Raw genomic sequence first — 20,239 nt, 5'->3', positions numbered from 1 at the left:
TGTCCTTAATCGTTAGATACTGTAAAAGTATCAACTGGTTGTAATTGGATTTCTTTTTGTAGGGTGGTTAATTGAGTTTCTGAAGTCACACCCACACCAACCTGAGTCACCGCTAGGGCAGACAGGGCTGTTGCGAATGTGATTAAAGATTCTTTGTCCATGTTTTGCATATGTCCCCAGCAAAGACCAGCAACTAGGGTGTCACCAGCACCGACGGTACTAACAACTTCCATACGCGGTGGTTTTGCATGAAGCCATTGGCCTTGGTTTAGCCACATGGTTCCGTTGGCTCCCATTGAGACAACGATGTTCTCGATACCTTTCTCAGCCAGTTGCGCCGCAGCTGAACGACACTCTTGAGGCGTTGCTAACTCACGACCAACAAACTGAGATAGTTCTTCATCGTTTGGCTTAATCAGCCAAGGATGAGCATTTAAGCCTGCTGCAAGGGCATCGCGGCTGCTATCAAACAGAACGCGTTTACCAAGTGAATGCAGCTTTTCTATCCAAGACGCGCATAAGCTTGGAGAAACACCCGTTGGTAAGCTTCCAGCTAGCACGAAATAATCATGGTCTTGCGCAAGACGAAGTAGTGTCGCTTCAAACGCAGCAATATCTTGCTCAGTAACATTGATTCCAGGGAAATTGATGTCACTTACTTCACCGTTAGCTTCAACAAGTTTAACGTTGATGCGGGTTGAACCCTGAATGCGGATGAACTCATCGCGCGCACCCATCTCTTCAAACAGTTGGCAGAACATCTCTTGGTTGTCTTTACCAAGGAAGCCCGTAACAGTCACCTCTGCGCCAAGGTCGCTCAGCACTTTTGCTACGTTGACACCTTTACCCGCTGCATGAAGTGAACCTTTCTTAACAAGGCTCACAGTACCCACGTTCAGCGTCTCTAAGCTGCCAGTTAAATCGAGCGCCGGATTCAGAGTTACGGTAACGACTTTTTTGGTTGTCATAAGTCGCTCCTTAACCTTCACCTAGACCTGCGTTGATCGCAGCGCCGATAGATTCCAGTGCTTTTGCAGCGTCAGGACCTTCGGCAGTGAACTGAAGCTGATGACCGTGCTTAACGCCTAATGCGATCACTTTCATCAAGCTCTTAGCGTTGACAGATTTTCCATCACCATCAAGGTTTGAAACCTTAATAGCTGATTCAAATTTCTTCGCTTCAGCAACCAACATAGCGCCTGGACGAGCATGCAAACCGTGAGAGTTTTTGATCTTAAATACCGCAACATTTTCACCCGCAGATTCAGCAGGCGCTTCTTCTTGCACTTCGTTACTGAATAGAGCAAGCAGTTGATCCACATTAGCTTTCAAAAATGCTTCTTGTTCGCCAGCGAATACTTTTTGCGACAGCGTGTTAAGCATGTTTTGGTGTGCATTGTTGCAAGCAGCAAAGGCAACAAGTGCTTTCACTGGCAGACCTTCGTATTCACAATGATTTGCTGTTGAAACGAAAGACATGCCTGTACGTTTCACTGCTTTATCGCTGCTCACTACCCATAGGCCTTTGCCTAGATGAGTAGGTTTTTTAGTGACTAAATCCGCAACGAATTCAGAATCCGCACAGCCTGTATTTTTTAATAGACCCCCAGCAACAGCGCTCATTTGCACCATGTCACTTGCAGGGAATAGCAGTTGGATAAGTGAAGCATCGAAATCCGCTTCGAACTGAACTTCACCATTGAGCAGAGCAATGATGTCATTCGCCGATTTAGCTTGTTTCAGTTTCTCTTCTACACCATCAGCAGAAAGCACTTTTGTCAGTTGCTTTAGAATGCCAAGGTGCTCATCAGATTTCGCCGCGATACCTATCGCAACATAAACCGTGGTGTCGTCGCCCCAGTTCACACCGTTAGGGAAGTGGTGAACCGCAACGCCTGTTTGTTTAACGAGATCGCGTGTGTCTGTGGTGCCATGAGGAATTGCGATACCGTTACCCAAAAACGTAGAGTTTTGAGCTTCACGGTTCAGCATTCCTTCAACATAGCCACTATCGACTAAGCCTTTTTGAGTGAGGTCGGCAGCGATAGCGCGAATAGCGTCCAACTTATTAGCGTGAGCTTGAGCAAGTTGAATGTTTTGAGTAGTTAATTGCAGCATTGTTTGCCCCTTCTTTTGTCGTAGTTCGACAAGATTATTTTTAATTCTTTTTTATTGTAGTTAACTTTTATCTAACATTAGCTGAAACGATTCAGCGTTTAGTCCAAAAAAATTCAGCAAAGTTGCCAAATGGTTTTCAAATAGTCACTTGTAACGTCTACTGATTATTGAGAAATTACCGTAAACATTGACATTGGTATCAATTCCCAACTTTGCTGAATCCTTTCAGCTTTTATACTGAATCGATTCAGCGTATAATTCAACTCCAATGAGGATCGAAAAATTGTTTCTATGATCCGACGCACATAAATAGAGCAGTTGATATGACACTAGATGAAATCGCGAAATTAGCTGGAGTTTCGAAAACGACTGCAAGCTATGTGATCAATGGAAAAGCCCAAAAGTACCGCATTAGCGAAAAGACTCAGCAGAAAGTCATGGCTGTGGTCAATGAATACAACTATCGACCAGATCATGCGGCATCGGCATTAAGAGCGGGGAATAGTCGTTCGTTTGGTTTGATCATTCCAGATTTAGAGAACACCAGTTACGCCAGATTAGCTAAGCTTATCGAGCAAAATTCTCGACAAGCGGGTTACCAGATTTTGATTGCCTGTTCTGATGATGATCCTGAAACTGAAATCAGTGCAGCAGAGGCACTAGTGTCACGTCGTATCGATGCGCTTTTTGTAGCGAGCTCGATTCCAAATGCCAGTGAGTATTACCTAAAAATGCAAAACTTAGGTACTCCGGTTATTGCGATTGACCGTCCGTTAGATGACGAATATTTTGCCTGCGTGATCAGTGAAGATTACGGGGCAGCTTATGACCTCACGTCCTCGCTATTAACAGAAGATGTGAAAACGGTAGGGTTGATTGGTGCATTACCTGAGCTGAACATTTCTCAAGAGCGTCAACTTGGTTTTGAGTCTGCTGCGAAATCAAACCAACGCCAATTTATGCTGGGTTACGGCGAACACTTTAACCGTGAAGAAGGCCGCCGTGTGTTTGAACAGTGGGTGAAAAAGGAACGTCTGCCAGATGCGATTGTGGCAACCTCTTATACCTTGTTGGAAGGTATTTTAGATGTGCTGATGGAACATCCTGATCTTTTAAAGAACATTCGTTTAGCAACGTTTGGTGACAACCGCTTGTTGGATTTCTTGCCAATCAAAATCAATTCATTACCGCAACAATTTGAAGTGATTGCTGATAGCGCTTTAGCGCTTGCACTTAATGCGTCAGCGAAGCGTTATCAGGCGGGTGTTGAGTTGGTTCCTCGTCGTTTAAAAGTCAGAGCTTAAACGCAAAACAAACAAGCTCATTAAACAGAGCTTAACAAACAAATCAGTTGGCTTGTTGCCCTTAGGTGTTACTTATTGAACACAAAGGGCAACGAATCCTGTATCAGCACTCACTCTTTGCCTTTTCAGCGTCGCATTTACTCATAAAACGGGTATCATATTTGGCAACTATTATAAAAGTGTTCGTTGCACAGGAAAGGCATGAAGTTTCTTCACACCTCAGATTGGCACCTTGGCCGTCAGTTTCATAACGTGTCGCTACTTGAAGATCAAAGACACGTTCTCTCTCAAATTGTTGATTACATCAAACAGAATCCAGTGGATGCTCTTGTGCTGGCGGGTGATGTTTACGATCGCTCCATACCACCGACGATGGCTATTGAATTGTTAGATGAAGTTGTCACGCAAATTTGCGGTGAGCTTGGTGTGCCTATGATTGTGATACCGGGCAACCACGACGGAGCCAAGCGATTAGGCTTTGCTGCTAAGCAGATGAAGCAGTCTGGCTTGCACATCATTGCTGACTTTAAGCAGATGCTCGAGCCCGTTGTGCTGACTAGTGAACTGGCGGGTGAAGTTGCTTTTTATGGTATGCCTTATAACGATCCTGAACTTGTGCGCCACTATTATCAGACAGTCGTCAGCACTCACGATGAAGCACATCAACATCTTTGTGGCTTAATTGTCGAGGAATTTAAATCGTCGCAACGCAACGTGCTTGTGAGCCACTGTTTCGTTGATGGTGCGATTGAATCTGAGTCAGAACGTCCACTTTCCATCGGGGGCTCAGACAGAGTCAGCCACGAACACTTTTTATCCTTCGATTATGTTGCCCTTGGTCATTTGCATCAGCCTCAGATGAAAGGCACTGATTACATCCGTTATTCAGGTTCATTGATGAAGTACAGCTTCAGTGAACAGCATCATAAGAAAGCAATGACGTTGGTTGAACTGAACAAAGATGGCTTTGTATCGGCAACTCAAGTTCCGCTTGATGCTCCTCATAATATGCGCATTGTGGAAGGCAAGTTAGAGCAGATTCTGCAACAGGGCAAAACAGACCCAAACAGCCACGACTATTTACTGGTTCGCCTGCAAGATAAACATGCCATTCTCGACCCAATGGAAAAGCTGCGAAAGGTTTACCCAAATGTTCTGCATCTTGAAAAGCCGGGCATGCTGATTGGTGTGGATCAGGAAATGGGCAAAGCACGTCTGGCTCGCGGAGAAATGGACATGTTCAAAGATTTCTTCCTTGAAGCTAAGCAAGAAGCATTAACCGAAGCACAAGAACAAGCCGTGAGTGTGGTTATCCAGTCATTGAAGCAAGGGGAATAAGATGCGCCCAGTCCGATTATCGATTCAGGCATTTGGTCCTTTTGCTGGCAAAGAGGTGGTAGATTTCACCAGCCTTGGTGCTTCACCATTGTTTCTAATTAATGGTCCAACAGGGGCTGGAAAAAGCTCGATTCTAGATGCGATTTGTTTTGCCTTGTACGGAGAAACGACGGGCAGCGAACGTACTGGCGATCAGATGCGTTGTGATTACGCGGATGCAGAACTGCTCACTGAAATTGAGTTCGAGTTTGAATTGGCAGGTCGAGGTTATCTCGTCACTCGCATTCCAGATCAAGAAACGCTGAAAAAGCGTGGAGAAGGCACAACCAAGAAAACTCACTCAGCCACGCTGGTGGAACTCGTTAATGGTGAGCAGAAGTTGCTAGCTAACAGACCGAATCCAGTTGCCAAGGCTATGGTTGATTTGATTGGCTTGGATGTGAAGCAGTTCCGTCAGGTTATGGTGATTCCACAGGGTAAGTTTCGAGAGCTCTTGGTTGCGAACTCTAAAGAACGTGAACAAATCTTTGGTCAGCTATTCCAAACGCAGATTTATACACAAATTGAACGTGCGCTGTTTGATAAAGCTGCGGGTATTCGAAAAGAGAAAGACGAGTTTGATAACCAGATAAAAGGTGCATTGAATGTCGTTTCTGTCGCCTCTGAAGAAGAGTTAAAAGAAGAACAAACCAAGTTAGAACCAGAGTTGAAACAAGGTGAGCAGGCTTATCAAACATTGCAACAGCAACTGGATGAAGCGAAGAAACTGCGCAACTTGGCGTTGGAGCTGAAGCAGAAATTTGCGCAAAAAGCTGAGATTGAAAAAGCCGTTGCTGAACATCAGTCACAACTGGCTGGCGTTGAATTATTGCGCCAGAAAAGAGTAAAAGCGAGAAAAGCGCTAGCGTTGGATTTGCCTTTCAATCAGTGGGTAAGTGCGACAAAGCAGTTTGAACAAACGATAAAAAGCGTTGCAGAAAAGCAGCAGCAAACTTCGCAAATCAAGCTTCAGTTTGAACAAAACGAAGCGGTTTGGAAGCAAGCAGTTCACAATGCGCAGATTGTCCCAGAACTGTCTCAACAGCTTTATCAACTTGAAGAAGTCGGCAAAAAGTACCGCGCCTTAGATGATAAACAAAAGGCACTTATCGTTGCTCAGCAAACTTTTACCAAAACGAAAGCAGAGGAAGAGGAACTAGAGAAACAGCTAAAGGCATTAGATGGTGAGATTCAAGCCAAACGAGCGGAATACGAGCAAACCTCGCACGCGGTGTCGAGCTTAGATGCAAAACGTCTTTCTCTGGGGAACATTGCTGAACAGATTAAGATTCGCCAAAGCAGTGACCAATTAAGTGAGCAGCAAATCAAGCTCAAACAGAATGTGGTGGTGGCTGAAAACGCTTATAAAGAAGCCCAGCAAATGACAGCCAACGCTAAGAGAGAAGCTGATAAGCTAGAAATGATTTGGCACACCAACCAAGCGGCGGAGTTGGCTAAATCATTAAGCGAAGGTGATGCTTGTCCCGTATGTGGAAGCCTAGAACACCCGCATTTAGCAAGCTTTACCGGTGATGTGGTTACTCGCGCTGATGTGAAAAATGCCCGCGACGAACAGCAACGCCGTGCGACAAATGAGCTGGAAGCTCTGAAGAATCAGCAGTTATCGCTATCCAATCTTGCTCAGCTTGAACGTGAACTGAGTCAGTTGCTTGCTAAGATTGCAGAGCAAGCGATACCTGAACTCGCGCAGCTTGAGCAAACCAAGGTCGCGTTGGAAAAAGAGATCCAAACCCTTTCGCTAATGCAGCCACAAGTATTGAAATCTCAGTTAGAAACGCTGGAAGGACGTCTGCTACAAACCAAGGCTAACCTTGAAAAATTCATTGTGAGCACCGCAGAAAGCAAACATGCGGTGACAGTGCTAGAAACCGAAGTAGCTACTTTGCGTGAAGGTATCTCGTCTGGGTTCGAAAACGTTGAACAGGTTAGGAGCCAATACGTAGCGGTTAAAAAGCAAATCGAGGATGTGCAAAAAGCGGAACAGACTGCCCAGCAACAGTTTGCTGAAGTCCAAAAGCAGCTTTCAGCGATTGAATCATCATTGAGTGATGCACTCACTCTACAAAAGCAATGGTCACAAGAGAAGCAAGTTACCGAAAAAGAATGGTTGGATGCTTTGTCGGCGAGTGAGTTTGAAAATCAAGAAGCTTATTTAAATGCTAAGTTGGTTGAATCCGCCATCGCTGAGCTTGAGTCTTCCATTCGTCAGTTCGAAGACAAAGGCGCATCGCTCAAAACTCAGCTTGAGTCGATCAATAACGAACTAAAAGATCAGCCGCTACCTGATTTGGAACCGCTAGAGCAGGTATTGGCGACCAAACAACAAGAAGTTGACCAAGCATTGCAAACTTATACTCATCTCCGCTCTCGAACGGATAGTCTTACTCAGGTTCAGCAGAAACTTACCGCTCTCTATGCCAAAAATGAGGAACTGGAAAAAGCCTATCAGGTGTTTGGCACATTGAGTGATATTGCTACGGGTAAAACGGGAGCCAGAGTAAGTCTGCATCGTTTTGTGCTGGGTGTACTTCTGGACGATGTGTTGATTCAGGCGTCGCAGCGATTACAACTGATGAGCAAAGGGCGCTACTTACTCAAGCGCAAAGAAGAACGTGCAAAAGGCAATAGTGGTTCAGGGCTGGATCTTATGGTGGAAGATGGCTACACAGGGAAATGGCGTGATGTCGCAACCCTATCAGGCGGTGAGTCGTTTATGGCGGCGCTTTCTCTTGCTCTGGGATTGTCAGATGTAGTGCAGTCGTACAGTGGGGGTATTCGTCTCGATACGCTGTTTATTGATGAAGGCTTTGGTAGCTTAGATCCTGAGTCACTCGATTTAGCTATACAAACTCTTATAGATCTACAGCAGGGCGGGCGAACCATAGGCATCATTTCCCACGTTAGTGAACTTAAAGAACAGATTTCACTACGGTTAGATGTGGAAGCGTCTAGAACGGGCAGTTCGATAAAGTTGGTTGCTTAATAATAAGCAACTCAAAGAAAAGCGAGCTGAGTTCAATTGGCTCGCTTTTTTGCATTTATACTCTTCCTACTTGAAGCTGCAGCGCTTTGTGTTTTGGTATGGGGGCTACGTTCATTCACCCCAATCACATAGTTTATCTATGCTCAGGGGATTCACTTACTTGCCGCCTACCTGCAACTCCAATTAGTTTGAGTATATAAAGTCTTCATAATCATCAAAATGCTGATCTTTTTGCTTGAACTACCACTTTAGGCTTTTCGTCATTTGAAACTAGTCAAAATTGTCTATTCTTATTGAGTAACCACATGCTCAAGTAGGAAGCGATGACGCCATTAAACGATAGAAAATTGCTGAATATTATTCGATATGCGCCAGCAGTGTTCATCACTCTATTTGCAGTTGTGGTTAATGTTATCCTTATTCAAAGCAACCGAATCGAGTCGGAAGAAAAAATAGAGTTCATCCGTGAAAACCTGATTGAGCAGCAGAAACAAGTTATTCAAGACCAAATAAAACAAATTGCCGATCAAATTGATAGGCAAAAAAGCCAGACAGAAAAAACGCTGCAAAAGCAAATTTATGACCGAGTGTACGAAGCGCATAAGATTGCCTCTAATATCTACGAGCGCAACCGGAATAAGCCAACAGAAGAAGTGATGAAAATGATTACGGAGGCACTACGACCAATCCGTTTTAATCATGGGCGCGGATATTTCTTCATTTATGACTCCAATGGTATCAATGTGATGCACAGTTTGTTCCCTCAGTTAGAGGGGCATTCCGTATGGAATACTAAAGATGTTCGCGGAACTCTTATTGTTCAGGAGCACATCGCTAGAATGCAAGCGGCAGGTGGGGAAGCTTTTTATCGTTGGTGGTACAGCAAACCAGATGTGGATGCGAAAGAACAGTTTGAGAAAATTGGTTTTGGTAAGTTGTTCGAACCCTATGGTTGGTACGTAGGTACGGGCGATTACATTGTTGATGTTGAATCGGATATCAAGATGCAAGTTGTTGAGTGGCTTCAATTCTTTCGTTATGGCGACAATGATTACGTTTTTATCATTGATGAAGAAGGCACCATTGTTTCACACCCAGAGCCATCAATGGTTAATACTCATGTATCCGATGAGCTTGGTTCTCAATTAGCAGAGATCCGTGCTAAAAAAGATGGTGACCGTTCTGGTTTTACACACTATATGGCTAAATACATGCCAGGTGCTCCTAATGGCGGTGAAAAAATCAGTTATCTAAAAATGATTGATGGGTGGGACTGGACAATTGGAACCGGCTTTTACGTGCAGCGTTTTGAAGCATATCTTGCTGATAATGTTAGTGCTTTAGAAGAAAGCAATAGGGCCGAATTAAAGAGAGTTGTGTTAGCAAGTCTAGTTTCGACGCTTATTATCATTGCACTTTCGTTGAAACTTGGACGAGCCATTGGTGACCGCTTCAATCGTTTTCAGGAACGAATAGGTAAAGATTTCAATGAACTCAAACAGATCAAAGACAAACTGAAATATCTTGCTGAGCATGATTCGCTAACAGACTTACCCAATCGACTGCTGCTGAATGGAATCATCCACAGCGGAATTGACTATGCTCATCATAATCGCTGCTTTGGTGCTGTAATGCTGCTTGATGTGGATGATTTTAAGAAAATTAATGACCTCTATGGACATTCCGCAGGTGACAAATTACTTAAAACCGTGAGCCGAAAATTTGAGAGTATCCTTGGTCCTCATGATACCGTTTCACGGTTTGGTGGTGATGAGTTTATCTTTTGCTTCCCTGATTTATCCGATGACAGGGCGGCTAGAGAGAAAGTCTTGGCAATACAGCGGGTGTTTGAAGACAAATTCATTATTGATGGCAAAGTTTTAACTACCAACTGTAGTATAGGTGTTGCCATGTTCCCTAGCGATGACACTGATCCTGAGGCTTTAATTCGTAAAGCTGATGTCGTTTTATATAAATCAAAAGCGCACCATAAAGGAAGTGCGATGTTTTACAGCAATGATGTCAATGAGGAGATACAACTTGACTACATGATTGAAGAAGAGTTGAGAAAAGCGCTTAAGGAAGAAGAAATCAAAGTGCTTTATCAACCTCAAATTGATGTTCAGAGTGGAAAGAATATTGGTGTTGAGGCGCTCGCTCGCTGGAACAGTAAACGTCTGGGCCCTATTTCGCCAATCAAGTTTATCGCAGCAGCAGAGGATATTGGTGTTATCCACGAACTGGGTTATTTCGTATTTCGTAAAGCATGTGAAGATATCCTTTCCATCAGCCCTAATGGTCATGACGCGATGGGGGTATCTATCAACATTTCACCCAAGCAGCTTATGGAGCCAAGTTTCCCTGAAACCTTACTTGAAGTTACGCAAAAGATCGGAATTGATATTTCTCGAGTGACATTAGAAATTACTGAAAACGTGTTATTAGAAGATCTTAATATGGTTGCGGAACGCTTAAACAGCATGAAAGCATATGGTTTTGGACTCTCATTGGATGATTTTGGCACAGGCTATTCTTCGTTAAGCTATTTAAATACGCTACCCATCACCGAGATCAAGATTGATCGCTCCTTTACCGATAAAATCTTAGTGAGCGAACAAACTCGTACACTGGTGAAAGCGATTATTGCTATAGGAAGTTCCTGTAAAATGACTGTGGTTGCAGAAGGTGTTGAAACCATGGAGCAATTTAATGCGCTTTCAGAACATGGTTGCGATGTTGTACAGGGATATTATTTTGCCCCTCCTTTAACCATTGAATCGATCAGTGAAATCTTTTGCTCATCACTTCAGTCTGGTTCTGAATCAAACTAACTCGCTACTTAGTTGACTAGATCAAGCAACTCAATTCGTAGAAATAAGAGCAGAAGTTCTTTAGAATGCCCGCTCGCTTTAATCTTTCAATGTACTGTCATGCTGAAAATCTCCAACACCGTTGAACTTGCCGATTGGGAAATTGAGCTTTCTGCGATCCGCGCAATGGGCAGCGGTGGGCAGAATGTGAATAAGGTTTCCAGTGCTATCCACCTTCGTTTTGATATCCAGCGTTCAACACTTCCTGCGATCTACAAAGAAAAGTTACTTGCTCTCTCAGATAGCAGAATCACCAAAGAAGGGGTGATCATCATTAAAGCGCAGACCTTCCGTACTCAAGAACAAAACCGCGAAGATGCTTTAAACCGACTGCGAGAATTGATTGCCAACACCATGGTTGTGGAGAAGAAACGCCGACCGACTAGGCCAACTCGCGCTTCTCAAGTGCGACGTGTTGAAGCAAAGAAAAGAAACGGTGCAAACAAGTCACTCCGAGGAAAAGTGACCTATTAAGTTTTTGAACTTTCAGGTAAATTAACTTTTAATCGTGTGATCTCAGTGACACCTTTTTTCTCAATAAAGACTATGCTCTCATCAGTCATATAGGCATAAGGGCACAGTTATGAAATACCAACATATCTTAGTCGCACTAGAGCTGACCGAAGAGAACAAAGCATTAATCAATAAAGCGGTTTCAATGGCGAATACTTTCGACGCTGACGTCTCATTTATTCATGTCGCGGGTGCGGTTGGTGAGGTGTATACCCAGTTAATTGATATTCAACAAGACCCAACTCAAAAGCCTCTTAATCAGCATTCCAATGAGCTTCTTCAAAGCTTCCAGAAATACACCAAAGAGCAATTTCCTGATTTTCCGATCAAACATTTCTGGGTAGGGACTGGCAGCTTGGGTAACAAGCTTAAAAAAGTCATTGAACAGCATGATTACGATTTACTGATCTGCGGACATCATCATGACTTTTGGAGCAATATGGTTTCTTACTCTCGAGGTCTTATCAACAAGTCATCGATTGATATTTTAGTCGTACCGATGGAATCTTAATGGTTCAAGCTAGCGTTAACTCAACTCTTAGGGTGAGAACGATAAGATAGGATTGAAGAGTAAGGACGCGGAATGAAAAAGAGTGTGACTTTGGGGTCACACTCTTTTTTTAGGAATCGATATTATGCCGATGGCTTACTATTGTTTTGACTGCGGTTTTGGTTTGAACCGTGATTCGGTTTTCTGTTACCGCTTGGCTTGCTGTTTGCACTTGGCTTACTGCTTATAGTCGGTTTGCCATTTGAGCCCTGTTTACCATTTCTGTTTAGTTTACCGTTGCCACCGGACTTGTTAGCCGTTGGTTTCTGGTCAGATTTTGCTTTATCTGCAACTCCCTTAGCGCGTTGTTTGTTTTCACCATTCGCTTTTGGCTTACCGTGTTCTTTCGATTTAGCGTGCTCTTTTGGGTTAGTGTGCTGCGTTGGTTTAGCGTGTGGCTTAGCCGCAGGTTTGCCCGCTTTTGAAGAACTTTGAGCAGAGTAAGCACCTTCTGTATTTGGCGCTTTAGGCTTCTTCGGTTTCTTAGGCTTTTTCGGCTTAATTGGGCGCGTGTCTAAAACAGACTCAGGCACTTTATTTGACGGTGCAAAACCTGCAAGTTCCATACGTGGCAGCACTTGTTGAATTAGACGTTCAATAGCAAACAGCTCTGATGCTTCAAGTGCCGACACTAACGTAATGGCTTTACCCACTTCACCAGCACGTCCTGTACGACCAATACGGTGAACGTAATCTTCAGCTACTTTTGGTAATTCAAAGTTAACCACTTGCGGTAGCTGAGGGATGTCGATACCGCGTGCTGCAATATCAGTCGCAACTAAAACACGTACTTCACCAGTTTTGAAATCGGCTAGGGCTTTGGTACGAGCGCTTTGACTTTTGTTACCGTGAATCGGTGCTGCAGTAATGCCTTCATCATTTAAGAAAGCCGACAGTTTGTTTGCGCCGTGCTTAGTTTTAGTAAACACCAGTACTTGTTGCCAGTTGTCATCTTTGATCAGTTTGACCAGCATAGGCGCTTTCTTCTTCACGTCTGCCGGGTAGATGCATTGTTCTACCGTCCTTGCTGTTGAGTTCGCAGGGCTTACTGAGATCTCAACAGGGTTATTCACCATGGTCTTAGCAAGTGCGCGAATTTCGTCAGAGAAGGTTGCCGAAAACAACAAGTTTTGGCGACGCTTTGGCAATAACTCTAGGATCTTGCGAATATCACGGATGAAGCCCATATCAAGCATACGGTCAGCTTCGTCTAGAACTAAAACTTCCAGTTGGTCGAATTTCACTGCATTTTGGTTGTATAAATCCAGTAGACGACCGGGTGTTGCAACCAATACGTCAGCGCCTTTGCGCAGGCGTAGCATTTGCGGGTTAATCTTTACTCCACCGAACACTACCGCGCTAGAAAGTGGCAGGTGACGGCTATAGGTATTGACGTTCTCTTCAACTTGAGCTGCAAGCTCGCGAGTTGGTGTTAAAACCAGAGCGCGAACTTGATTACCACGCACTTTTTGGCCACCTGAAAGTAGCTCCAGAATTGGCAGCGTAAAGCCCGCAGTTTTACCTGTACCTGTCTGTGCCGCTGCCATGACATCTTTGCCTTCTAATACAGCCGGAATCGCCTGCATTTGGATAGGTGAAGGAATGGTGTATCCTTTTTCTTCAATAGCTTTAAGGATTGGCGCAGAAAGACCTAGCGAGGTAAAACCCATATTTAATTCTCAGTAATTTACTTAATAACACTCACCACGGATAAAAGATCACCGCTGGCGAAAAGTGCGACATTCTGAGGCTTTCGCATTACGGTGGCAACCGATAATTTCCATTTGGCATGTTTCTCAAACAAATGGAAATGATTAATTGCTACCAAATTATAATTTAAGCGTATTGATATGGTGCTAAACTAAACGCCTATAAATGTTAGACGCAATACAAGTACTGGAATTCATGGACGATTATTTAAAGCGAATTAATCAACTAGAGCAGCAAGTTGAAAAACTGACTCGTGAAAATCAGCGCTTGGATGAAAAGCTTAACGCTGCACTTGACGGAAATGGCCTCTGCTTGTGGGAAAATCATTTACCCACTGGCAAACTCACCATCTTTAATATGGAGTGGGGTAAGATGCTTGGCTTTCAACCGCAAGAGTTGGAAGCGACAGTGGAAATCTGGAAGAGCCGTTTACATCCTGATGATTATGATTTAGCTGTCGGTGCATTTGAAGACCATGTTAATGGCAAGGTGGACACGTATCAGGTGATTCATCGAATGATTCACAATGATGGCAGTACAAGCTGGGTATCTGATCGTGGACGTATTGTTGAATACGATGAACAAGGCAAGCCTCTGCGAATGATGGGGACTCATATCGATATCACAAAGGAAAAGCGTTACGAACTTGAACTTGCAAGGTTGGCAACGTTAGATCCTTTAACCAACCTACTTAACCGCAAAGTGCTTGTCGAAAAGTGCGATGAAATTTGCAGCGGCATTTTAGAACAACCAGCATCTCTGATTTTTATTGATTTAGACAACTTCAAGACAGTCAACGATCACCTAGGGCATAAAGCGGGTGATGCGGTCTTAATGAAAGTAACGGATTGGCTAAAACAGTGTGCGCCGAGTGAGTCAATTATCGCTCGTCTTGGCGGCGATGAGTTCGTGGTGCTGTGTGTTGATCACTCAAGAGATGTTATTAGCCGTTACATCGACCAATTGCTGACCAATGTCAGTGAGCCTCTCAAGTTAGACAGCGGTTTAGCGCATATCGGTTTTAGTATTGGTGTTTGCGACTTTACAACGTCCAATTACACATTCGAAGAGCTGTACGAGCTTGCTGATAAAGCCATGTATCAGGTCAAACACAGTGGTAAAAATGGTGTCGCGTATATCAGTGCAGAAAAAAAATAGTTGGTTTTGGTTTATTTGGAAGCGCTTCTGTTAGAGAAAAACTCTGGCCAATACATTCTAATATAACCTGTAGAAACCCAAATCACTAACACCGTCGCAATCGTCAATTCTAAGAAACCAAAATTATGCAGCCAGTGCCAGTGTGGGTAATCTGACTCAAAAAAGGTGGTTAATCGGTGCATTGCGATAGCACTGATCACTGAGGGGAAAGTGACGGCAGCGATAGAAGGTTGAAACTTCAACCGCAACAAACGTATGTAACATAAGTAGATTAGCAGCGTCATGGCAATCGCTATGCCAGCTAAAGCACCTGTTAGAATCGGATCTGGGTGCGGGAAGTTCACCAGATAAGTAGCAAGCGTTAAGTTAATTGGTGCGGCCATGATCGCAAGTGTTGGTCTAGCCCTGCGAGGTAGAGAACCAAAGAAGACTAAACGGTACAAAACAACAGGTAGCATGACGAAGTAGATTGCGACACACACTTGTACTAGTGTTTCTGAAAAAACATTGTGTCCGAACTGTGTTCCTGCCAGAGAGCTGCTGATCATTCCCACCGGATATAAAAACCAGCTAGGTACAATGTTCGATATTTTGAAGTTCATCAGTTGAAAGCCGAAGAACAAAACCATCATCGTAAAGTGCAGCATCATAGCTAATGCCCAAATCGGATAGGCAACGAGTGGGGAGATAACCGCTAAGTAATCACAGAGTATCAATAATGCCATACTCATTGGCGCCATAAGGCTTCCTGAAAGAGGATGGCTGATATCTGCGAGAAAGGTTTTGTAGTTGGTCAGATATTTAGCCAAAACAGGCAGCAACAAGAGTGCGCCTATCGCAGCCAAATAAGGGCGGATAGTAAGACCGACCATAGGGAAATATAGCGCCCACGCTTGACCCAAGCCAATCATGCCTAGAGCAAGGGCTGCTTGAGATGGGGGAACCCCTTGTACTTGAAGAAACCTTTTCCAGTTCAACGAAAACTCCGCATAACAACGTCCTACAGTGTTGTAACGAAGTTTGAGCATTCGAGATAAGGCAACACCGCTACCACTGTTTTGTGGGGGGCGATATTAACAAGTTTCCACATCTTCTGTACGACAATATTGTGTGTAATTGTCACAAAATGCGTAGCAGACTAGTCATATCTATCCGATATGACTAAATATTAATCTTCTTTTACTCTTGCTGCGGTAGATCTTGCTGGCGAAGTTTTTCGTTCTTCAACGTACGATTAAGTAGTTGGCTGTAGATTGGTTGTCCGCCAAACATCTGAGCGAATATCACCGCACCTAAACCTGTAATAATCAGAGGAAGAATCAGGTTGTAGTTACCTGTCATTTCGATAACCAGTAAAATACCAGTAATCGGCGCACGAACTGTCGCGCAGAACAACGCACCCATACCGGCAATGGCAAACATTCCTGGCTCGATATCCAATTCAGGGAAAATGCTTTTTGCAATCAAACCAAAGGCATATCCAAACAGAGTACCGAGTGCCAACATAGGCGCAAAGATACCGCCAGGTGCACCAGAACCAAAACAGACCACGGTTGTGAAAATACGACCGATGAAAAGCAGCAGTAGAACCGTTGCACTGTAATTGCCGTTGGTCACATCAGGAATAAAGTTGATACCACCACCTGTTAATTCTGGAATGTAAAGTAGTGTTAAACCAAAAAAGCCACCAAGTAGTGAGCCTGTGATCAGATAGCGTTTGCGCTGGTTTTGATGGATGCGAACGAAGATGTCCTGAGACAACGTGATAAGACGGTTAAATATCACGCCGAAAATGCCAAACAACATACCCAAAAACAGAAATAAACCGAGCGCTTTCAGTTCTGGTGCATCGTATTCGGGCATGGTGATAACCGCTTCCTGACCGTTGATCAAACGGAACACGATATTGGCGGACACCGCAGAAATAATGACTGCTCGAATAGAGATAAGCGAATAGCGAAATTGCGGACGCATCTCTTCTACGACAAACATGATGCCAGCAAGAGGAGCGTTGAATGCCGCCGCCAGACCGCCAGCGGCGCCAGAGGCGAGAAGAGAGTGGCGAGTGTCCTCACTCTTTACTCGGAACACATCAGAAATCATACGCCCGATTGCGCCGCCCATCTGTACAGTAGGGCCTTCACGTCCTAAAACCATACCAGAACCTAATGCACCCATGCCGCCAAAAAATTTTACTGGAATAACGCGCCACCAACGTACAGGACGAATACCATCCATCGCACCTTCAATTTCCGGAATACCTGAACCTGCCGCTTCCGGAGCGAAACGGTGAACAAGATAATAACCGACAAATGCTAGCGCGGCACTGATGATGAATGCAGCCAACCAAAGAGGAAGTAGGTTGCCAATCTCACTAATCAGCCATTCAGTACGTGTTTCTGAAACGAAATGAACGGCTTTTTCAAAGTAAGTACCGACAATACCTGCCAATATTCCCACTGTAAGAGACAAAAACAGAACTGAGATCGGCGTTTTATCTTTAGAGAGAAACTGGTTGATAGCATCTTTTGGAACTTTTGCTAGAAAACTTTGCGTAAATTTCTCTCTGTTGGTCATTTAAAACGAGTCTCATCGTTGGCGTTATGTGAGGAACGTCAGATTATACTTACGATTACAATCAACTATAGCTGCAAAGTTGCAAATTAGATTTTCATATATGATTTTTATATGAAAGTAGATGATTGTTATCACCTTTCAAAAAGGTGATTTAGGTAAAAAAATTGCCGATAATATTCGCTGAGAAACTTGTTTTTCAGCGGAAATGAGCCATATTTAAATCGTAAGGCGTTTATCGAAATTTCTTACGGAGGATGTGAAAAAAAGCCTTACTTACAATTTGGAAGGAATCAAAATTCTATTCGATAGACCTCGTCATTGATTCAAGTGCATCTAACTAGAGATGAGAGAATCCGCAGACTCACGATTGAGTAACGAGGAATAAGGCGCGCTCCCGCAGTGCGCCTTTGTGCATTCTGGCCTACCGCAATTCACGTTGTCATCTGTAACTCCACAAAGCGCGTATAGCAAGCTTGTATCCACCTATGTATACTCCTTGGAAAAGGAGTACCGCGATGACGAATAAAGTTCCAACCAATATCATTACGGGTTTTCTCGGCGTAGGGAAAACAACCACGATATTGAATCTTTTAAAGAATAAGCCGGAAAACGAGAAGTGGGCGGTTCTTGTTAATGAATTTGGTGAAATTGGCATTGACGGCGCAATGATGTCTGATCAAGGTGCGCTAATTAAAGAAGTACCGGGCGGCTGTATGTGTTGTACGGCAGGCGTGCCTATGTCTGTTGGTATTAACGCTCTGCTGCGTCAGAAGCCAGACCGTTTAATTATTGAACCAACGGGGCTTGGGCATCCAAAACAGGTGATTGCGACATTAACTTCTGACCAATACACACCGTATGTTGATCTTAAAGCGACGATTGGGCTAGTTGACCCACGTAATTTAAGCAACGAGAAATACACCGGAAACCAAAACTTCAATGATCAATTGCAAACGGCAGATGTCATTATTGGTAACAAGGTGGATGAGTGTACGGCTCATGATATTGATGCATTCAATGATTGGGTGACAGATCAAACACCAGCAAAAGTATTCCATAAGCTGGTTACTCGCGGTCAACTACCGATTGAAGTTCTGGATATTGAACGTGTTCACGGTGGAGCTTCTTCACATATCGAATCTCACCATCATCACCACGCAGAAATGGAACCTGAGTTTCAGCTAGATCCAAACCAGCCCTTCGCTCGTAAAGAGAACAAAGGGCAGGGGTATTTCAGCTGTGGTTGGTTGTTTGGTGCAGAGTACCGTTTTAACTTTGATGAGCTTTTCTCATTGATCAGCGATCTAAAGGCAGAGCGTGTAAAAGCCGTCGTAAATACAGATCAAGGCTGTTTTGCATTTAACTCGGCAAACGGTGTTGTATCGGTGAATCAGCTTAGCTTAGAAGGTTTTGAGTCTCGTCTTGAAGTGATTGATTCACAGCTTATGCCTTGGGATCAACTAGAGAGTATTTTGCTGAAATTAGCTGGAATAACTCGATAGGTATAGAAAGGGCGACATAACAGTCGCCCTTTCTTGCTTAAAACTCGTTAGAATCTTAGCGCTTATTACGCAGATAGCGTTTACGACGCTCTTCTTTGTTTTTCGCTTTTTCTTCTGCTTTACGAGCTTCTTCGACTTCCACTTCAATGAGCTCTTGAGTAATCATCTCAGGGTGTTCAAGAGTGATCTGACCTATGATACCTTGGCGTAACTCATGCAGCAAAATTTCAGATGCTTTGTGTAAATCAACACGACCACCTGCACGCAGTGCACCGCGCTTACGACCAATCTCTTCCATCCACTCAAGATCAGACTCTGGTGCTTCGTCGATGTTGTAACGTGCTTTCAACAGTCTTGGGTAACGCTCAGCTAGGTATTCTACGGTGTAGAATGCCACTTCTTCGTACTCCATCGCTGTATCTTTAATTGCGCCTGTCGCCGCTAAACGAAAACCACTGTGCGGGTTTTCCACTTTCGGCCATAAGATCCCAGGGGTATCTGATAGTACAATACCGTTTTGTAGATTAATACGTTGCTGACGACGAGTGACCGCAGGCTGGTTACCGGTTTGAGCAATCGCACGACCCGCTAAACAGTTGATGATGGTGGATTTACCTACGTTAGGGATACCCATAATCATAGTGCGAACATTTTTACCTAACGCCTCACGGTTTGGTGCTAACTTACGGCACAATTCCATGATCTGCATAACTTCTTGTTGGTTAGACGTGGTAATCGCAATTGCTTTAACGCCTTGCTCTTTTTCTAAGTGCTCTATCCATAGCTGAGTCATTTCTGGATCAGCCAGATCACGCTTGTTCAGCACTTTCACACAAGGTTTTTCTTTGCGAAGTTTTGAAATAATCGGGTTTTCACTGCTAAAAGGAATGCGCGCGTCCAACACTTCGATGATCACATCGACTTGTGGGATAACTTCTTCGATCTCCTTGCGTGCTTTATGCATATGCCCAGGAAACCACTGAATATTGTTGTTAACCATTTGAATTTATTGCCTTTGAATTTTTTTTAGTTGCTGGGGGACAAAAGTATGCAGAATGACCACACTAAGTAAATCCTAATCACAACAGCTTATATGCTGAGTATTTTAGCATTTTTATCATTGCGCGTGAATCCGCTTAACTTGATATACAAATCAGTCATGGATAGTGGGTAATGTCTTGATTGAAGGTCGCTTGCTTTCTATTTCAAACCAGAAAGAAAAAATAGAGAAGATAAATGAATGACAGTAATGTTGCTGTTATCGTTGGGTAGATAATATACGACTCGCCTTCATTGGTACGTTGATAGCAAAGAGTGGTCAGCAGTACATTATAAATAACCAGCAACAAGCTAATGGAAACACCGCTGTTAAGTGTCAGGCTGGTTAGTTGAAATAAAACCAGAGTCAGTAGGAAATAATCAACAACGATTAACCATAAAAGTGCTTTTTTTAGCTTGTCTTTGGCACTGGTTTCGTTGACTTGTTGATACATGATGCGCTCTGAAAAAAGGGCGTCTTGCCCTTTAATGTTTAGTTTTGTTCGAGCTAAACTATT

The 20,239-nt window shown here is 43.8% G+C and carries 15 protein-coding genes; 8 read left to right on the top strand and 7 right to left on the bottom strand.

What is annotated here, in order from left to right:
- Positions 1-5: 5 nt before the first annotated feature.
- Positions 6-968, bottom strand: coding sequence for a 1-phosphofructokinase (gene pfkB, locus G5S32_RS15325; protein ID WP_165312907.1), 963 nt, complete (start codon positions 966-968; stop codon positions 6-8).
- 10 nt (positions 969-978) lie between these two features.
- The gene (gene fruB / locus G5S32_RS15320; RefSeq protein WP_165312906.1) at positions 979-2,118 is read right to left on the bottom strand and encodes a fused PTS fructose transporter subunit IIA/HPr protein; all 1,140 of its coding nucleotides are present in this window, start codon (positions 2,116-2,118) and stop codon (positions 979-981) included.
- Between the two features lie 323 nt (positions 2,119-2,441).
- On the opposite strand from fruB, the gene cra reads away from it, so the two are divergent.
- The 6 genes from cra to G5S32_RS15290 all read left to right on the top strand — a co-directional run bounded on the left by cra (position 2,442) and on the right by G5S32_RS15290 (position 11,697).
- A complete protein-coding gene (gene cra, locus G5S32_RS15315; RefSeq protein WP_165312905.1) occupies positions 2,442-3,422 on the top strand; it encodes a catabolite repressor/activator in 981 nt (326 codons plus the stop codon).
- Positions 3,423-3,623: 201 nt separating this feature from the next.
- Positions 3,624-4,760 carry an exonuclease SbcCD subunit D gene (locus G5S32_RS15310; protein WP_165312904.1) on the top strand — a complete coding sequence of 379 codons (1,137 nt, stop codon included), beginning with the start codon at positions 3,624-3,626 and terminating at the stop codon, positions 4,758-4,760.
- A 1-nt stretch (position 4,761) separates the two neighbouring features.
- A complete protein-coding gene (locus G5S32_RS15305) occupies positions 4,762-7,803 on the top strand; it encodes an AAA family ATPase (RefSeq protein ID WP_165312903.1) in 3,042 nt (1,013 codons plus the stop codon).
- A 323-nt stretch (positions 7,804-8,126) separates the two neighbouring features.
- Positions 8,127-10,634 carry a bifunctional diguanylate cyclase/phosphodiesterase gene (locus G5S32_RS15300; protein ID WP_165312902.1) on the top strand — a complete coding sequence of 836 codons (2,508 nt, stop codon included), beginning with the start codon at positions 8,127-8,129 and terminating at the stop codon, positions 10,632-10,634.
- 99 nt (positions 10,635-10,733) lie between these two features.
- Positions 10,734-11,147 carry an alternative ribosome rescue aminoacyl-tRNA hydrolase ArfB gene (gene arfB, locus G5S32_RS15295; RefSeq protein ID WP_165312901.1) on the top strand — a complete coding sequence of 138 codons (414 nt, stop codon included), beginning with the start codon at positions 10,734-10,736 and terminating at the stop codon, positions 11,145-11,147.
- A gap of 109 nt (positions 11,148-11,256) precedes the next feature.
- Positions 11,257-11,697 carry a universal stress protein gene (locus tag G5S32_RS15290; RefSeq protein WP_165312900.1) on the top strand — a complete coding sequence of 147 codons (441 nt, stop codon included), beginning with the start codon at positions 11,257-11,259 and terminating at the stop codon, positions 11,695-11,697.
- A 122-nt stretch (positions 11,698-11,819) separates the two neighbouring features.
- Here G5S32_RS15290 and G5S32_RS15285 read toward each other — a convergent pair whose 3' ends face one another.
- Positions 11,820-13,406: a DEAD/DEAH box helicase gene (locus G5S32_RS15285; protein ID WP_165312899.1), complete on the bottom strand. Its 1,587-nt coding sequence runs from the start codon at positions 13,404-13,406 to the stop codon at positions 11,820-11,822.
- A 235-nt stretch (positions 13,407-13,641) separates the two neighbouring features.
- On the opposite strand from G5S32_RS15285, the gene G5S32_RS15280 reads away from it, so the two are divergent.
- Positions 13,642-14,604: a sensor domain-containing diguanylate cyclase gene (locus tag G5S32_RS15280; protein ID WP_165314165.1), complete on the top strand. Its 963-nt coding sequence runs from the start codon at positions 13,642-13,644 to the stop codon at positions 14,602-14,604.
- 11 nt (positions 14,605-14,615) lie between these two features.
- On the opposite strand, the gene G5S32_RS15275 is transcribed toward G5S32_RS15280, so the two are convergent.
- The gene (locus G5S32_RS15275; protein ID WP_484606995.1) at positions 14,616-15,581 is read right to left on the bottom strand and encodes a TDT family transporter; all 966 of its coding nucleotides are present in this window, start codon (positions 15,579-15,581) and stop codon (positions 14,616-14,618) included.
- A gap of 202 nt (positions 15,582-15,783) precedes the next feature.
- Positions 15,784-17,181 (bottom strand): H(+)/Cl(-) exchange transporter ClcA, encoded by a 1,398-nt coding sequence (gene clcA / locus G5S32_RS15270; protein WP_165312897.1) that lies wholly within the window; start codon positions 17,179-17,181, stop codon positions 15,784-15,786.
- A gap of 515 nt (positions 17,182-17,696) precedes the next feature.
- On the opposite strand from clcA, the gene G5S32_RS15265 reads away from it, so the two are divergent.
- Positions 17,697-18,683, top strand: coding sequence for a CobW family GTP-binding protein (locus G5S32_RS15265; RefSeq protein ID WP_165312896.1), 987 nt, complete (start codon positions 17,697-17,699; stop codon positions 18,681-18,683).
- Positions 18,684-18,738: 55 nt separating this feature from the next.
- On the opposite strand, the gene ylqF is transcribed toward G5S32_RS15265, so the two are convergent.
- Both ylqF and G5S32_RS15255 read right to left on the bottom strand, forming a co-directional pair.
- Positions 18,739-19,683 carry a ribosome biogenesis GTPase YlqF gene (gene ylqF, locus G5S32_RS15260; RefSeq protein WP_165312895.1) on the bottom strand — a complete coding sequence of 315 codons (945 nt, stop codon included), beginning with the start codon at positions 19,681-19,683 and terminating at the stop codon, positions 18,739-18,741.
- Positions 19,684-19,888: 205 nt separating this feature from the next.
- On the bottom strand, positions 19,889-20,176 hold the full coding sequence (locus G5S32_RS15255) for a hypothetical protein (protein WP_165312894.1): 288 nt from the start codon (positions 20,174-20,176) through the stop codon (positions 19,889-19,891).
- Positions 20,177-20,239: the final 63 nt, after the last annotated feature.

Origin of the sequence: Vibrio ziniensis, from assembly GCF_011064285.1 — a bacterium.
GTDB lineage: Bacteria > Pseudomonadota > Gammaproteobacteria > Enterobacterales > Vibrionaceae > Vibrio > Vibrio ziniensis.
This window is presented reverse-complemented; position numbering and strand designations above follow the sequence as displayed.

What these genes read in the sequence shown, in the direction of transcription:
- pfkB (WP_165312907.1), bottom strand. Translation starts at nt 968, where the DNA reads ATGACAACCAAAAAAGTCGTTACCGTAACTCTGAATCCGGCGCTCGAT.
- fruB (WP_165312906.1), bottom strand. Translation starts at nt 2,118, where the DNA reads ATGCTGCAATTAACTACTCAAAACATTCAACTTGCTCAAGCTCACGCT.
- cra (WP_165312905.1), top strand. Translation starts at nt 2,442, where the DNA reads ATGACACTAGATGAAATCGCGAAATTAGCTGGAGTTTCGAAAACGACT.
- G5S32_RS15310 (WP_165312904.1), top strand. Translation starts at nt 3,624, where the DNA reads ATGAAGTTTCTTCACACCTCAGATTGGCACCTTGGCCGTCAGTTTCAT.
- G5S32_RS15305 (WP_165312903.1), top strand. Translation starts at nt 4,762, where the DNA reads ATGCGCCCAGTCCGATTATCGATTCAGGCATTTGGTCCTTTTGCTGGC.
- G5S32_RS15300 (WP_165312902.1), top strand. Translation starts at nt 8,127, where the DNA reads ATGACGCCATTAAACGATAGAAAATTGCTGAATATTATTCGATATGCG.
- arfB (WP_165312901.1), top strand. Translation starts at nt 10,734, where the DNA reads ATGCTGAAAATCTCCAACACCGTTGAACTTGCCGATTGGGAAATTGAG.
- G5S32_RS15290 (WP_165312900.1), top strand. Translation starts at nt 11,257, where the DNA reads ATGAAATACCAACATATCTTAGTCGCACTAGAGCTGACCGAAGAGAAC.
- G5S32_RS15285 (WP_165312899.1), bottom strand. Translation starts at nt 13,406, where the DNA reads ATGGGTTTTACCTCGCTAGGTCTTTCTGCGCCAATCCTTAAAGCTATT.
- G5S32_RS15280 (WP_165314165.1), top strand. Translation starts at nt 13,642, where the DNA reads ATGGACGATTATTTAAAGCGAATTAATCAACTAGAGCAGCAAGTTGAA.
- clcA (WP_165312897.1), bottom strand. Translation starts at nt 17,181, where the DNA reads ATGACCAACAGAGAGAAATTTACGCAAAGTTTTCTAGCAAAAGTTCCA.
- G5S32_RS15265 (WP_165312896.1), top strand. Translation starts at nt 17,697, where the DNA reads ATGACGAATAAAGTTCCAACCAATATCATTACGGGTTTTCTCGGCGTA.
- ylqF (WP_165312895.1), bottom strand. Translation starts at nt 19,683, where the DNA reads ATGGTTAACAACAATATTCAGTGGTTTCCTGGGCATATGCATAAAGCA.
- G5S32_RS15255 (WP_165312894.1), bottom strand. Translation starts at nt 20,176, where the DNA reads ATGTATCAACAAGTCAACGAAACCAGTGCCAAAGACAAGCTAAAAAAA.